A 15,717-nucleotide genomic window follows, 5' to 3' on the forward strand; every position below is an offset into this window, starting at 1 on the left:
GGGGCCGGGCGAAGGGCTCCATGGGGGCTCAGCGGGCGGTGCGCGCGATGTCGGCCATGGCCTCGACGGTGCGGTCGAGTTCGGCCTCGGTGTTGTAGTAGTGCGGGGAGAGCCGGACCAGGGGGTGGACGCCTCGGTGTTCGGTGTCGAACTGGGTGTGTTCGGGGACGGTGGTGGAGACATTGATGCGCTGCCGGGCGAGGGCGGCGGCGACCTCGGAGGTGGGCAGGCCGTCGACCTTGGCGGTCACGATGGCACAGCGGTGTTCGCCTAGGTCGTGGGTGGTGACACCGGGCAGGGCGTCGAGCCGGTCGCGCAGATACGCGCCCAGGGCGAGGGCTCGTTCGCCGATGCGGTCCAGGCCCAGGTCGAGGGCCTGGCGGACGGCCGCGTCGAGGCCCAGGACATTGGCGTAGCCGACCTCCCAGGTCTCGAAGCGGCGGGCGCCGGGCCGCCAGGTGAAGCCGCGTCCGCCGTCCCAGGTGGCCGCGCGGATCTCGGTGACGTACGGGTCCAGGTACGTCAGGGCCTCGGGGCGCACCCAGAGGAAGCCGGTGCCGCGCGGGCCGCGCAGGAACTTGCGGCCGGTGGCGGTGAGCATGTCGCAGCCGAGGGCCTCGACGTCGACGGGGAACTGGCCCACGGACTGGGTGGCGTCGAGGAGGAACGGGACACCGGCGGCCCGGGTGATCCGGCCGATCTCGGCCGCCGGGTTGACCAGGCCGCCGCTGGTGGGGATGTGGCTGATCCCGACCAGTCGGGTGCGTTCGTCGATCAGGTCGGCGAGGGCGGCGGTGTCGAGCTGGCCGGAGGCGTCGTCGGGGACGACCACGATCTCCGCGCCGGTGCGCCGGGCGACCTGGAGGTAGGCGAGGACGTTGCTGCCGTACTCGGCCCGGCCGGTGAGGATGCGGTCGCCCGGCTTGAAGGTCAGCGCGTAGAACGCGGCGTTCCAGGCGTGGGTGGAGTTGTCGAACAGGGCGATCTCGTCGGGTCGTCCGCCGACCAGCCGGGCGAGGTGGGTGTAGGTGGCGTCGATCCGGTCCCGCTCCTGCCTGGCCGCCTCGTAGCCGCCGATGGTGGCTTCCAGTTCCAGGTGGGAGGTGATGGCGTCGAGGGTCGTCCGGGAGAGCAGGGCCGCCCCGGCGTTGTTGAGGTGCAGGCGGTGGGCGGTGCCGGGGGTGTCCCGGCGCAGTGCGTCGATGTCCATGCCCACACCCTTCCCACGCGTCAGCGCTTCGTGAACTGGGCGCGGCCCGGCTGGTCGGTGTTCGGCGTGATGGTGATGCCGGTGTCGGTGAGGGTCTGGCCGTGGATGTCGGTGACGCGGATGTCGGAGCCGCAGCCGGTGCCGTCGGCCGAGACGAAGTAGTTGTATTCGTGGCGCGGCAGTGCGCGCCAGGTCGTGCCGGTGCGAACCTCAAGGCGGGCGACGGGGTTGCGGTGGTTGCGGACCTGGATGCCGCACCACCACTGGGTGGACCCCTCCTTGTAGCGGTAGGAGACGGGGCCGTTGATGTCCGGGCTCACCAGGGTCCAGGTGATGGGCACCCGGCCGGCCACGGGGTCGGCGATGCGGGCGAAGGCCTCCTGGCCGAGGTCCACGTCGCCGGGGGCGCACTCCGGGCAGCGGTCGACGATCTTCACCGTGAGCTCGCCCCGGGGGCCCTTGACCCGGATGTGGGCGCCGCACATCCGGGAGCCCTCGTAGTCGGTGTGATTGAGGGCCGCGATGGCGATGTCGGCGGTGGCGTCGTAGAGGCAGTTCCCGACGCCGGTCGCGCCGTAGAAGGTGCCTTCGCCGGAGTAGGTGACGCCGGGCTGGACAGCGGCGTACGCGGGTGCGGTGGTGGCGTGCGCGGGTGCGGTGGTGGCGTGCGCGGGTGCGGTGGTGGCGTGCGCGGGTGCGGTGGTGGCGTAGGACGTGGCCGTGGTCAGGAGGGCCGTGACGGCGGCGAGGAGGGCGAGTCTGCTGCGCATGCGGATGCCTTTCGAGGGCGGTGGGGCGTGCTCGGGCGCGGCGATCCTGGCACCGTCGAAAGGTCGAATGAAGCACGATTACGGCCATAGGTCTCGAACACCCCTGTCCCGCTCGGGCCGTTGTCACCCACGGACGAACCGAGGCCCCTCGGGACTCATCTCCCGCAAACAGAACGGGAATTGTTCCGGTCCACCCCTCCGGCGCTGCCATATTCGAAAGCCACTTCGGAGGTGGCTGTGACGCTAGAGGTGACGACATCCCGGGCGGGGCAGGTGGTGGAGCGGGCGGCCGGCCGTGTGCCCGACCCGCTCCCTGAACGACCTGTCGACCGGACCGCCGACCGCATCGCCGAACTGGAGGGCCGCCGCATGAGGGCGGTCGCCCCGGGCGGGCCCAGAAGACGGGGAGAGTACGGCGCGCGGGAGCGGATCGATCTGCTGCTGGACGCGGGCTCGTTCACGGAGACGGGCCAGTTCGTGCGGGCCCGCCCCACCGGGGACGCCGCGCGGCGCCCGTACGGCGACGGGGTGGTCACCGGGCACGGCACGATCGACGGCCGGGCCGTCTGTGTCTTCGCGCAGGACGCCACGGTGTTCGGCGGCAGCATGGGTGAGGCCTTCGGTGAGAAGACCGTCGCGCTGATGGATCTCGCCCTGAAGACGGGCTGCCCGGTGATCGGCCTCAACGACGGCGGTGGCGCCCGTATCCAGGAGGGCGTCACCTCGCTCGCGCTCTACGCCGAGCTGGTGCGCCGCAACGTCCAGGCGTCCGGGGTGATCCCGCAGATCTCGGTCGTCCTCGGCCCGTGCGCCGGCGGGGCCGCGTACTCGCCGGCCATCACCGACTTCACCGTGATGGTGGACGGCGCCTCGCACATGTTCGTCACCGGCCCCGACGTCATCGAGACGGTCACCGGCGAGCGCACCAGCGCCGAGGAGCTCGGCGGCGCCCGCACCAGCAACACCGTCAACGGCAACGCCCACTTCCTCGCCGCCGACGAGGTGGACGCCCTCGACACCGTGCGCGACCTGCTGTCGTATCTGCCGGCCAACAACCTGGAGCGGCCCCCGCAGTACGCGCCGGGGGCCGCGCCCGCCGGGCTGGGACTGGACGCGATGGTGCCGGACCGGCTCGCGCAGGCCTACGACATGCGGGATGTGCTGCGGGCGGTCGTCGACGACGGTGAACTGCTGGAGGTGCAGGAGCTGTTCGCGCCGAACATCATCTGCGCGTTCGCGCTCGTCGAGGGCGCCTCCGTCGGCGTCGTCGCCAATCAGCCGCTGCACGCCGCCGGGGTCCTCGACATCGACGCCTCCGAGAAGGCCGCGCGGTTCGTGCGGTTCTGCGACGCGTTCGGCATCCCGCTGCTGACCTTCGCCGATGTCCCCGGCTATCTCTCCGGTGTCCGTCAGGAGCAGGCCGGCATCATCCGGCGTGGCGCGAAACTGCTGTACGCGTACGCCGAGGCGACCGTCCCCAAGGTGACGGTGGTGGTGCGCAAGGCGTACGGCGGCGGGTACGCGGTGATGGGATCCAAGCATCTGGGCGCCGACATCAACCTGGCCTGGCCCACCGCCCGGATCGCCGTGATGGGCGCCGAGGGAGCGGTGGGGGTCCTGCACCGCCGTGAACTCGCCGCCTCGGCCGACCCCGAGGCCCTGCGCGCCCGCCTGGTCACGGCGTACGAGAGCACATACGGCACCCCGTATCTCGCCGCCGAGCGCGGCTATGTCGACGCCGTCATCGCCCCGCGCGACACCCGTGCCCACATCTGCCGCGCTCTGCGCGCCCTGCGGGGCAAGCGCGCCCCGATGCCGGAACGCCGCCACGGCAACATCCCGCTCTGAGCGGCCGAGCACATCAAGGCCACCGAGGCCGCCGAGGCCGCCGCGTCGTGTCACCGCTCTGCCGCAAGCCGTCCCCGCGCCATGAGGAGCCATGCCCGATGGACAGCCGCCGCCCCCCGCTCGCGCCCGCGTTCCGCAGTCTGCCGGAGTATGTGCGGCACTGGGCCGAGACGACCCCCGACCGCAGGGCGTTCACCTTCGTCGACCATCCCGCGCCGCACTCGCGGGGCGTCCACCGCACCCTGACCTGGCGCAGGCTGGACCTGCGGATGCGGGCCGTGGCCGCGCGGCTCACGGCGGAGGCCGAGCCCGGGGCCCGGGTCGCGGTGCTGTGCCCGCAGGGGACGGAGTACGTCGTCGGCTTCCTCGGGGCGCTCGCCGCCGGACTGGTGGCCGTACCGCTGTTTCCGCCCGGGCTGCCCGGGCAGGGCGACCGGCTGACGGCGGTCCTCGCCGACGCGGACCCGGCGGTCGTCGTCACGACGGGCGCCTCGCTCGCCGGGGTACGGGAGTTGTGCGAGGGCCGGGCGGTGCGGGTGCTCGCCGTGGACCAGGTGCCGGACGCCGCCGCCGACGACCTGTTGGGGCCCGCGCTCCCGGCCGGGCGGCCGTCCGCGTCCGACGGCACCGCCGTCGCCTATCTCCAGTACACGTCCGGTTCGACCCGCACTCCGGCGGGCGTGGAGATCACCCATGCCAATGTCGTCGCCAACGCCCGCCAGGCGCTGTCCGCCTACGGTGCCGACACCCGGCAGGTGACCTGTGTGGGCTGGCTGCCGCTGTACCACGACATGGGGCTCGTGCTGAGTGTCGCGGCGCCGGTGGTGCGGGGCCTGCTGTCGGTGCTCATGGACCCGGTGGCGTTCCTGCACGAGCCGGTGCGCTGGCTGCGGCTGCTGGCCGCGCATCCCCGTGCGCTGAGCGCGGCGCCCAACTTCGCCTACGACTACTGCGCGTCGACGGTCACCGAGGCGCAGAAGGCCGGGCTGCGGCTGGACGGTGTCTGGGCGCTGATCAACGGCAGCGAACCGGTCCGCCCCGGCACGGCCGACCGTTTTCACGCGGCGTTCGCCGCGCAGGGCCTCGTCCCGGAGACGCACTGTCCGTCGTACGGGCTGGCCGAGGCGACCGTCTTCGTCAGCGCCGCCCGGCCCGGGCAGCCGCTGCGCGGATTCGCGCTCGACCGTGACGCCCTGGCCACCGGCAAGGCGCTGCCCGCGCGTCCCGACGATCCGAGGGCCGTGCTGCTGGCCGGGTGCGGCGCTCCGGCGGGCCAGCGGGTGCGCGTCGCCGACCCGGTGTCGAACGTCGCGCTGGCGGAAGGGGAGATCGGCGAGATCTGGGTGCAGGGGCCCAACGTGGGCCGGGGCTACCGGAACCAGGTCCGGCAGACGCGGCGCGTCTTCGGCGCCGTGCTCGCCGACGCCACGGCGGATCGGCAGGACGGTTCTCCGGGCGCGTGGCTGCGGACCGGTGACCTGGGGACGGTCCTGGACGGGCAGTTGATCGTCACCGGGCGGCTGAAGGACCTGATCGTCGTCGACGGCCGCAACCACTACCCGCAGGACGTGGAGGCCACGGTCCAGGACGCGCATCCCGCCGTACGGCGGGACCGGCTCGCCGCGTTCGGTGTGCCGGGCGGCTCCGGGGAGCGGGTGGTGGTCGTCGCGGAGCACCCACGGACGGTGCCGGTCGCCGACATCGACGTACCGGCCCTCGTACGGACCGTGCGCGCGGCCGTCTCCGCCCGGCACGGGCTGCGGCTGTCCGACGTGGTCCTCGTCCCGCCGGGCACGGTGCCCCGGACGTCCAGCGGAAAGGTCTCGCGGGCGCTGACCCGTGAGCGCTATACGGCGGGTGCCTATGCGGTGGAGGGCCTGGGATGAGGGTCGTGGGCAAGGCAGAGGAAGGGCCCGGGGAGGGCGGCCTGCGGAGGCTGATCGCCGAGCAGGTGGCCGCGTGGAGCGGTACGGCCGCCGAGGACGTGCCGATGGACCGGCCGTTCGCGGATCTGGGGATGTCCTCGCGGGACGCGGTCGCGCTGGCCGGGGAGTTGTCGCGGGCGACGGGCCGTGAGCTGCCGGTGACGCTGTTGTGGGAGGCGTCGACGGGGGACGCGCTGGTGGCGTGGCTGTGCGGTACGGCGGTCGACATCGGCACGGCCCCGCGCACAGCCCCGCACCCGGCCCCCAGCCCGGCGTCACCCCTGCCGCCCGGTGAGCCGGTCGCGGTCGTCGGGGTCGGCTGTCGGCTGCCCGGGGGCGTGCACGGCCCGGCGGAGTACTGGCGGTCGCTGCTCGACGGCGTCGACGCGATCCGCCGGATCCCGGAGGACCGGTGGCGGGACTTCACGCCCTACCCGCCCGCCGACGCGCTCCCCTACGGCGGCTATCTGGACGACATCGCCGGGTTCGACGCGGACTTCTTCCGCGTCACACCGCGCGAGGCCGCCGTGATGGATCCGCAGCAGCGGATCCTCCTGGAGGTCGTGCACGAGGCCCTCGACCATGCCGCCGTCCCGGCCGCCTCCCTCGCGGGCAGCGCCACCGGTGTCTTCGTCGGGATCTCCGCGCCCGAGTACGGCCAGCTCACCGGAGCCGACCCGGCCGCCGTCGATCCCTGGGCACCGGCCGGCGGGGCGCTGAGCGTGGCGGCGGGCCGCCTGGCGTACGTCCTGGACACACGGGGGCCGAGCATGGCCGTGGACACCGCGTGTTCGTCGTCGCTGGTGGCCGTGCACCACGCCTGTGTCAGTCTGCGGACGGGCGAGAGCGATCTCGCGATCGCCGCCGGGGTCAATCTGCTGCTCTCCCCGACCGTGACCGTGGCGTTCCGGCGGGCGGGCGCGCTGGCGCCGGACGGGCGGTGCAAGCCGTTCTCGGCGGCGGCCGACGGCATCGGGCGGGGCGAGGGCTGCGCGGTCGTGCTGCTGAAGCGGCTGTCCGACGCCGAACGGGACGGCGACCGGATCCTCGCCGTCGTCCGCGCCACCGCCGTCAACTCCGACGGCCGTTCCAACGGCCTTCTCGCCCCCAACCCGGCCGCCCAGCAGGCCCTGTTGACCACCGCCTACGCACGGGCTGGGCTCTCCCCCGCGCACATCGACCACGTCGAGGCGCACGGCACCGGCACCCCGCTCGGCGACCCCATCGAGGCGGGCGCGCTGGGCGCCGTGCTCGGTACGGGCCGCGATCCCGACCAGCCGCTGCTGCTCGGCTCCGTCAAGGGCAACCTGGGCCATCTGGAGTCCGCCGCGGGCATCGCGGGCCTGGTGAAGACGGTGCTCGCGCTCCACCACGACCTGATCCCGCCCTCGCTGCACTGCGCCGAGGGCAGCGCCCTGGACGACGACGTACGGCTTCGGGTCGTGACGGAGGCCGAGCCATGGCCCCGGTACGGCGGTACGGCCACCGCCGGGGTGTCCGGGTTCGGGTTCGGCGGCACCAACGCCCACGCCGTACTGGAGGAATGGCGGCCCGGCGCCCTGCTCCCGCCCCCGGCCGAGGAACCCCCCGCCCGCCTCCACCTCCTCTCCGACACCGACACCGCCCGCGTCCGCGACACCGCGGCCCGGCTCGCGGACTGGCTCGGCACACCCGAGGGAGGCGCCGCGCACCCGGCCGACGTGGCGCGCACGCTCGCCGGGCGGGCGGGCCGGGGGCCGGTGCGGGCCGCGATCGTGGCGGGTGGTCCGGCCGAACTGGCGGACAGGCTGGGCGCGTTGGCAGACGGGCGGCCTCACGCGCGGGTCCTGGTGGGCGACCGGGACCTCGTCGGACGTGGCCCGGTGTGGGTGTTCTCCGGGTACGGCAGCCAGTGGGCCGGTATGGGGCGCCGGCTCCTCGCCGAGGAACCCGCCTTCGCCGCGGCCGTGGAGAAGCTGGACGCGCGACTGGCCCCCGAGTGCGGGCTCTCCCTCTACGACCACCTCGCCTCCGGCGGCGACCTCGACCGACTGGAGGTCGCCCAACCCGTCCTCCTGGGCTTCCAGTTGGCGCTCGCCGAGCTGTGGCGCGCGTACGGGGTCGAACCCGTCGCCGTCATCGGCCACTCCCTGGGCGAGGTGGCCGCCGCGGTGTGCGCGGGCGCGCTGGAGGTGTCCGACGCGGCCCGGGTGGTCGCCGTACGGGCCCGGCTGCTCAGCGGGCTACGGGGCGGGGCGATGGCGGTGGTCGACCTCGACGACTCCGAACTCGACGCCCTGGAACAGGACTTCCCCGGAGTCCATGTCGCCGTGCACTCCTCCCCCGGCCAGAAGGTGGTCACCGGGGAGGAGGAGGCCGTGGCCCGGCTGGTGCGCCGGCTGGAGGGCGAGGGGCGGGCCGCGCGGGCGATGCGGGTGGTCGGGGCGGGCCACTCGCCCCAGGTCGAGCCGCTCCTGGCGGAGTTGACGGCGGAGCTGGCCGACATCCGAGGCCGGCGCCCCCGGATCCCCGTCTACTCCACCGTCCTGGACGACCCGCGCGGCGACTGTGTGTTCGACGCCGCGCACTGGGCCGCCAACCTGCGACGGCCCGTACGCCTCGACCGGGCCGTCGCCGCTGCCGCCGCCGACGGCCACACCGCCTTCGTCGAGCTCTCCCCGCACCCGGTCCTGCCCCGGGCGATCACGGACACCGCCCCCGGCGTTCTCGCCCTCGGTACCCTCCACCGCGACGCCGACACCACCGCCGACTTCCTCACCCAGCTGGGCACCCTGCACACCGCCGGGTCGCCGCTTCCACTGCCGCCCGGCCGCGTCGTCGACCTGCCCGGGCCGCGCTGGCGGCATGTGCGGCACTGGTGGACGGACGGGCGGGCGGGCGCAGTGGCACCCCGAGCGTCATCGACGGCGGCGGCGGGGACGGAAGGGCGCCGCGTCGCCGAGGAGAGCGGCTCACAAGGGGGCCGCGCGGCGGAAGGGGACCACGACCACAGGCAGAGCCTGAACCCCGTGCCCGCGCAGGGCCTCACGGGGGATGACTCCTCCGTCTCCGCCCGCCTCTGTCACCACATCGCCGCCGTCACCGGGCACGCGCCGACCCGTATCGCCCCGTCCACCGCCTTCGCCGACCTGGGCCTGGACTCCCTGATGGCCGTCCGCATCCGCGCCGCCCTTGAACACGAGTTCGACATCGAACTCCCCCTGCGCGACCTGCTGGGCGCCACCACGGTCGAGGACACGGCGACCCGCATCCGACGGGCACTGCCGGACGAGGCGAAGCCGAGCGATGTGAAGCCGGCCAGAGAGCTCCAGCCGGCGGCGCCCACGAAGGCCGCATCGAGCGAAGGCAGCCAACTCGCGTCGCCCGCACGGACGATGGGCAAGTTCTCGCCGCTCAGACCCCTCGCCACCTCCGCACCCCACCCCTCCCACCCTTCCCTCCGCCCCCTCCACACCACCGGCCCCCAGCCCCCGCTCTTCCTCGTCCACGCCGCCGGTGGCACCACCGACGTCTACCGGGCCCTCGTCGAACGGCTCGGCGGGGAGCGGCCGGTGTACGGGCTGGAGCGGGTCGAAGGGGCCCGGACGGTCGCCGACAAGGCGCGTCTCTACGCCGAGGCGGTGGCCGCCGTGTACCCCGAGGGGCCCTGTCTGCTGGGTGGCTGGTCGTTCGGCGGCTTCGTCGCGCAGGAGGCGGCCCGGCGGCTCACTGCCGCCGGGCGGGACGTACGGCTGGTGGCGCTCATCGATTCCGTACGGCCGCTGCCCCGCCCCGAGGGCACACCGGCCGACCGGATCCGCGCCCACTTCACCGGCTTCGCCCGTCATGTGGCCGACGCGTACGGGGTCGAACTGGACCTGCCGTACGACGAGTTGGCCTCGACGGAGGACGACGGTGAGCGGGTCGACACCGTGCTGCGGGCGCTGCGCGAGGCGGCCGACGTGCCGCGGGCGGCCCTCGATCACCAGCGGGCCTCCTATCTGGACCTGCGGATCGGCGAGGCGCACCGGCCTGGCCCGTACGACGGGCGGGTGGTGCTGTACCGGGCGACCGAGCCCGCCCCGCACACCGTGCGCGACCCCGCGTACGAGCGGGACGACGAGGCGCTCGGCTGGGACGAGGTGTGCCCGCGCCTGAGCGTCGTCCGGGTCACGGGACACCATCTGTCGCTGCTCGACCCGCCGCACATCGACGAGATCGCCACCCATCTGCGGTGGGAGCTCGCCAGGAACCACCGCTGAACCCGAGCCGAGGAGAGCCGCCATGCCCGACTCCACCGTCCCCACCCCCACCGACCGCACCACAGCCCCCGCCCCCACCGCCGTCGACCGCACCACCGCGCCGTCCCGTCGCGCCGTCACCAGAGCGGCCGCCGTCACGGGCCTGGCCGCCCTCTTCGGCGCCGCCGCCACGGGCACCGCGTCAGCCACTGGACGCGTCACCCGGCTGGGGCCCCGCACCCTCGACGTCTCCCTGCCCTCCGCGGCCCTCGGCCGCAACGCCCCGGTCCGGCTGATCCTCCCGTCCTCCTTCCACACCCAGCCCGCCCGGACGTACCCCGTGCTGTATCTCCTCCACGGCGCCCACGACGACTACACGTCCTGGACCCGGGAGACGGACATCGAGGCGTTCACGGCGGGCCGGGAGCTGATCGTGGCGATGCCGGACGCGGGGCCGACCGGCATTCCCACCGCCTGGCGCAGCGGCCCCGACTACGAGAGGTTCCAGGTCGGCGAGGTCCCGGCGCTGCTCGCCCGCGACTACCGGGCGTCCGGGGTCCGGGTCGTCGCCGGGGTCTCCACCGGCGGCTACGGGGCGATGGCGCACGCGGCACGGCACCCGGGGACGTTCGCGGCGGCGGCCTCGTACAGCGGCATCCTCGACACGACGGCGCCCGGGGTGCCGACCCTGATGGACGCCATCGTGGCCCGCGAGAACCTGGCGCCCCTGTCGCTGTGGGGCAACCCGATCCTGAACGTGCTCACCTGGCGGGACTTCAACCCGCGTTCCCGCGCGGCGGGGCTGCGCGGCACCGCGCTGTACGTGTCGAGCGGCAGCGGAGTGGTCGGAGGCGTCGGCGACTGGCTCCCGGAGGCGCTGGAGAGCGCGCTGTGGCCGTCCGCCCACGCGTTCACGGACACCCTGGCGCTGCTGCGGGTCCCGGTGACGACCCATTTCTACGCGGGCGGCGGGCACGCCTGGGCCTACTGGAAGCGGGAGTTCGCCACGTCGTGGCCGATGCTCGCCGGTGCGCTGGGGGTGCCGGCGTGAGGCCGGTGCCGTCGGGGCACGGAACGGAGCGCAGGGGACGTCCGTCCAACCCAGGACTTGTCCCTCGCCCCACGGGCACCGGCCCGCGGGTGAGCCGCTTCCGGGTGAAAGGAGGGTCCGCCGTGGCTGCCCCCACCCCGCCGCACGGCGTACCGGACGGTCCCGGTTCCGCCTCCGTGCCGCCCGAACTGGCCAAACTGTTGCGCGACCAGTTGGAGACCGTCGCGGACGAGGTGGAGGCGGAGGTCCGCAGAAAGGTCCCGGAGTACGCCCGCCCGGCGGACGGTGTCTTCGGGGTGCACCTCAGGTCGGGTGTCGTGCAGGCGCTGACCCTGTTCGTCGACCACATCGCCGACCCGCGCGGCCAGAGTGCGGCGATCACCGCGACGTACTACGCGCTGGGGCGCGGTGTGGCGCTGGAGGGCCGGGGGCTGGACTCGTTGCAGTCCGCGCTGCGGGTCGGGGGGCTGCACGCCTGGCGGCTGATGGGCCGTGCGGCGGAGGAACTGGGCCTGGACTCCGCTGTCGTGGCGGCGCTGGGCGAACTGGCGTTCAGGACCGTGCACGAGGTCGCCGAGGCGGCCGCCGCCGGGTACGCCGAGGCGCAGTCGCGCAACACGGACGAACTGGAGCGGCGGCGCGGGCGGCTGCTCGATCTGCTGCTCGGCGAGGGGCCGGTTGCCCCGGAGGCGGTGCAGGATCTGGCGCACGGTGCCCGGTGGTCGGTGCCGAGGCAGGTCGCGGTGGTCGCGCTCGCGGCGACGGCGGACCAGCGGGAGGCGGACCGGCCGCTGGCGGCGGCGGGGGCACTGGTGGACATGGAGTCCAGGCCGCCGCGGATGCTGGTGCCCGACCCGGACGGTTCCGGCCGTTTCGGCGGCCGGGCGTTCACCCTCGCGCTGCGGGGCAGGCCCGCCGCGATCGGGCCGACGGTCCCGCTCGCCGAGGCCGCCCGTTCGCTGCACTGGGCCACCCGCGCGCTCGGTCTGATGGGGCGCGGCATCCTGCCCCGGCAGGGCGTGGTGCGCTGCGCCGACCATCTGTCGACGCTGCTGCTGCACAGCGACGAGCCGATCCTCGCCGAGCTGCGGTCACGGGCGCTGGCCCCGCTGGACGCGGTCGCGGAGGGGACGCGCGGGCGGCTCGCCGAAACCCTCCTGGCATGGCTCCTCGGCGGCAGCAACGTGCCCGATGTGGCCGCCCGTCTCCATATCCACCCGCAGACGGTCCGCTACCGCCTGCGCCAGCTGGAGAAGCTCTTCGGTGACGCCCTGCACGATCCCGGCACCCGGCTGGACCTCATTCTCGCGCTGCGCGCGGAGGCATTGCGGGACGACGACACGTTCACCGCATAAGAATATCGACTCACCTGGGCACAAAAACAAATCAGATTCCTGAATTCCCGTCCATAACACTCGGCCTGACAGAGCGAATACCTTCGGGACGTCCTTTCCACAGGCGCTCAAGCGCCCCACCCTCAAAGGATCCCCATGCGTATCCGCTTGTGCCTCGCCGCGCTCTCGCTGGTCGGCGGGGCCGGACTGGTCACCGTCTCCGCACCCACGGCCATGGCCGCGGCCTGCACGGACATCGACGTCGTCGCGGCTCGCGGCACGTTCGAGCCGGGCACGCTCGGCTTCATCGTCGGCGACCCGGTGTATTCCGCGCTGAAGAAGAAAATCACGGGCAAGTCGCTGTCCAGCTACAAGGTGAACTATCCCGCGGACCTTTCCCTCACCTCGGCCGCGCAGGGCAACACGGACCTGGTGAACCATGTGAGGAGCCAGGCCGCCGCCTGCCCGAACCAGCGTTTCATTCTCGTCGGCTATTCGCAGGGCGCGAATGTCGTCGACAACTCCATCGGTATCAGCAGTGCCGGTGCGGTGGTCGGCAGTCCCATCGTGGCCACCATTCCCGCCGCGTTGGAGCCCAGGGTCTCGGCGGTGCTGCTGTTCGGCAACCCGATCCGGGCCATCGGCAAGAGCGTCACCGGCACCTACCAGAGCCGCACCATCGACTTCTGTGCGGCCGGCGATCCCGTCTGCGAGAACGGCGGCGGTGACGTGGGCGCCCACCTCGGTTACACCGCGAACGCCGACGCGGCGGCGGCCTTCGCCGCGACGAAGGTCTGAACCGCACGGCGGCAGAGGAAGAACAACAGAGAACAACGACACAGGAGACAGGCACTGCGAAGGGCCCGGGAGGAGAGATCCTCCCGGGCCCTTCCTCCATGGGGGCGATGGTCAGTGGGGATCGCGCGCGAACTGGGTGAGGCTCGTGGAGACGGGCTCGGGACGGCCGTTGTTCTGGGTGGGCGCGGCGGTCAGCACGTCGAGGTGCTGATAGCCGTCGGCGACCACGGGGTCGAGGTCGGCCGGAACGCGGCCCGCGAGCAGTCCGTCGCCCGCGAGCACGGTGAGCGTCGGGTTGGCGGTGAGCCCGTCCGGGTGGACGATCAGCCGCTTCACCTGGGGTGACGTGGCCAGTTGGAGGTCGGTGACCAGCTTGGTCGGGAAGTACTGCTCGGTGAAGTCCAGCGGCTGCCGGGCCATGCTGCGGGCCAGCTCCTGGATGTCGGTGACCTCCTTGCCTGCGGCGGTGAACGGCGTCCCGTCGGCCGACCGGTACCCGGGATCGTCGGCGTCGCCCACCCGGTCGTAGTTCCGCCAGGTGTAGAGCGGCCCGCCCGGCTGATCGGGGATGGCCTTGTACTCGCTGCCGAACAGCGCGGGTTGACCGGTGCTCCCGTTGGCGACGGGGAAGTTCTTGTCGACGATGGGCCCGCCGTCGAAGAAGCCCACGCTGCTCTGCAGGAACGCCAGCGGTACGGAGTGGTCGTCCATCAGCGCGCCGAGGACCGCCTCGTTGGTGAGCCGGAAGTCCTTCACCGCCGGGGTGCCACTGAGGAAGGTGGCGGTGTCCTCGGAGAACAGGAAGCGGTTGGTGACCTCGATGTTGGTGTTGAGGGGCAGATAGCGGGGCAGGGTGGCCTCGCCGTCGGGGTCCTGCAACGCGCCCAGGCCGACGATGGCCAGCAGTGTCATCATCTCGGGATTGAGGAGCACGGGCGCGGACAGGGTGCGCGACAGGAGCCCGCTGTCGAGCCCTGCCTGCACCGCGCCGTAACCGAGGCCCACGTCGGGCAGGTTGGTGTCGTCCGGGATGCTGCCGCTGAGGTCGGCGAGGGAGGTGGAGACGGTGGTGTCGAGGGCGAAGTAGCCGGCGCACTGCCTGTGTCCGGCGTCCGCCGTGGTGGCCCGGTCGCCGTCGAAGTCGGCGGTGGCGAAGTACCCGGTGATCACCCCGCCCAGCGAGTGCCCGCCGCACAGCACCTTGTTCTCGCGCACCCGTTGGTCGGGGAGTTCTGCGGTGAGCAGGTCGTACTGGTCGCGGACGGTCCGTTCGATCCCGAGCCTCGCCATCCAGCCCAGTTCGCCGTTGCCGACGTAGCCGTCGAAGGTGCGGCCGGCGACCTGCTTGTCCCGGTAGTAGTAGTCGACGGCCGTGTGCTGGTCGCCGGAGGCCACACCGGTGCGGTCCTCCAGGCAGTTGGAGCGCCGGTCCAGGGCCCAGAACTCGATGTGCCGACCCTGCTCGGCGGCCCGTGCCACGGTGTTGCGGGCCACGCTGTCGAAGGCTCCGGCGCCTTCCAGAATGCCCGGCTGGGCGACGAGGATCCGGTCGGCGTCGGCCGAGACCGCCGGTCCGTCGGCGGACCGGTAGCGCAGATAGGACAGCCAGTCGCACGCCGCCGGCCGCGCCCCGAAGGACGCCGGCAGCGGCGCCCTCACCCGGACCAGGGTCTCGGTCACACCGCCGGCCTGCCCCGTCGACGCCACGGCCGTCTCGGTCCGCGTGCCCTCGCCCCGGGCGTCCGGGGCGGCCCCGGTGAGCGCCCCGATGGTCAGCAGCACCGCCATCGCGGCGCTTCGCCACGTTCTCTTTCCGCTGCGACTCGTATTCATGGTGGGACGGTAGGACCGCGCAAGCGGCCCCACCGCCTCATGCTCACAACAACGCAGGTACCGTCGGCACCTTTGTCATCAGGTACCAACTCCCTTTGCGGCGACCGGTGTTACAGCCCGTCGCTCACCATCGCGGCCACGATCCGGACGTGCCGGTCGGCGGCCGTGCCGGAGAACTCGTTGTCGTAGTTCAGCCCGTACGGCCAGAAGTGGCCTCCCCCGGTGGAGATCTTCGCGCCGGAGCCGTCGTACTGCCGGACGAGCGCCGTGGCCCGCGAGCCGGTCCAGGTGCCGCTGCCGCCCAGTCGCGACCAGCCCGAGCTGGTGCCCACGCCTATGGTGTGCGCGATCTCGTGCAGGGCGGTCCGCTCGTTCATGTAGCCGCGGTTGCCGAAGCGAATGGTCCCGTTGATGTTCCCGTCGGCGGTGGGGACACCCGGCTCGTAGCGCACGGTGATGGTCTTGCCCAGGTCGCTGAGGTTGTTGTACCGGGCGACGGCGGCGTTCATGGCCGTCGTGATCAGGTCGTACGCCGTCCGCTGGTCCTGCGTCGGGTTGCTCGCCCGGACGAGGGTCCAGGTGATGGTGGCGGCGGCGGCCCGCTCACCCGGGACGGGCGCGGCCTGCGGGGCCGCCTGCGCGACTCCGGGTCCAGCCAGCAGAGCGGCGGCCAACACGGCGATGACCGCCTTCTTGCGAGGCGAGTTCATGGGGGGGGTGCCTCCAGT

General features: G+C 73.3%; 10 protein-coding genes. 6 read left to right on the forward strand and 4 right to left on the reverse strand.

Translation table 11 applies throughout. The features are described 5' to 3' along the window. Positions 1–28 precede the first annotated feature (28 nt). Together ABT147_RS09545 and ABT147_RS09550 are read right to left on the reverse strand one after the other, a co-directional pair. Complete coding sequence (locus tag ABT147_RS09545; protein ID WP_351403699.1) at positions 29–1,210, reverse strand: aminotransferase class V-fold PLP-dependent enzyme; 1,182 nt, start codon at positions 1,208–1,210, stop codon at positions 29–31. A 20-nt stretch (positions 1,211–1,230) separates the two neighbouring features. After that, positions 1,231–1,980: an expansin EXLX1 family cellulose-binding protein gene (locus tag ABT147_RS09550; protein WP_351403700.1), complete on the reverse strand. Its 750-nt coding sequence runs from the start codon at positions 1,978–1,980 to the stop codon at positions 1,231–1,233. A 369-nt stretch (positions 1,981–2,349) separates the two neighbouring features. Between ABT147_RS09550 and ABT147_RS09555 the strand changes: the two genes are divergently transcribed. The 6 genes from ABT147_RS09555 to ABT147_RS09580 all read left to right on the forward strand — a co-directional run bounded on the left by ABT147_RS09555 (position 2,350) and on the right by ABT147_RS09580 (position 13,156). After that, complete coding sequence (locus ABT147_RS09555) at positions 2,350–3,828, forward strand: acyl-CoA carboxylase subunit beta (RefSeq protein WP_351404091.1); 1,479 nt, start codon at positions 2,350–2,352, stop codon at positions 3,826–3,828. A gap of 98 nt (positions 3,829–3,926) precedes the next feature. Next, a complete protein-coding gene (locus ABT147_RS09560) occupies positions 3,927–5,714 on the forward strand; it encodes a fatty acyl-AMP ligase (protein ID WP_351403701.1) in 1,788 nt (595 codons plus the stop codon). A gap of 5 nt (positions 5,715–5,719) precedes the next feature. After that, entirely contained in the window at positions 5,720–9,994 is a 4,275-nt protein-coding gene (locus ABT147_RS09565) for a beta-ketoacyl synthase N-terminal-like domain-containing protein (protein WP_351403702.1), read from the forward strand. 22 nt (positions 9,995–10,016) lie between these two features. Then, a complete protein-coding gene (locus ABT147_RS09570) occupies positions 10,017–11,024 on the forward strand; it encodes an alpha/beta hydrolase (RefSeq protein WP_351403703.1) in 1,008 nt (335 codons plus the stop codon). Positions 11,025–11,146: 122 nt separating this feature from the next. Then, positions 11,147–12,379: a PucR family transcriptional regulator gene (locus ABT147_RS09575; protein ID WP_351403705.1), complete on the forward strand. Its 1,233-nt coding sequence runs from the start codon at positions 11,147–11,149 to the stop codon at positions 12,377–12,379. Positions 12,380–12,514: 135 nt separating this feature from the next. Next, positions 12,515–13,156: a cutinase family protein gene (locus ABT147_RS09580; protein WP_351403706.1), complete on the forward strand. Its 642-nt coding sequence runs from the start codon at positions 12,515–12,517 to the stop codon at positions 13,154–13,156. A gap of 111 nt (positions 13,157–13,267) precedes the next feature. On the opposite strand, the gene ABT147_RS09585 is transcribed toward ABT147_RS09580, so the two are convergent. Continuing rightward, complete coding sequence (locus ABT147_RS09585; protein WP_351403707.1) at positions 13,268–14,989, reverse strand: hypothetical protein; 1,722 nt, start codon at positions 14,987–14,989, stop codon at positions 13,268–13,270. 110 nt (positions 14,990–15,099) lie between these two features. After that, positions 15,100–15,699, reverse strand: a complete 600-nt coding sequence (locus tag ABT147_RS09590) for a hypothetical protein (protein ID WP_351403708.1) — start codon at positions 15,697–15,699, stop codon at positions 15,100–15,102. Positions 15,700–15,717: the final 18 nt, after the last annotated feature.

The sequence above is a fragment of the Streptomyces sp. NPDC001868 genome, from assembly GCF_040297125.1.
Taxonomy (GTDB): Bacteria; Actinomycetota; Actinomycetes; order Streptomycetales; family Streptomycetaceae; genus Streptomyces.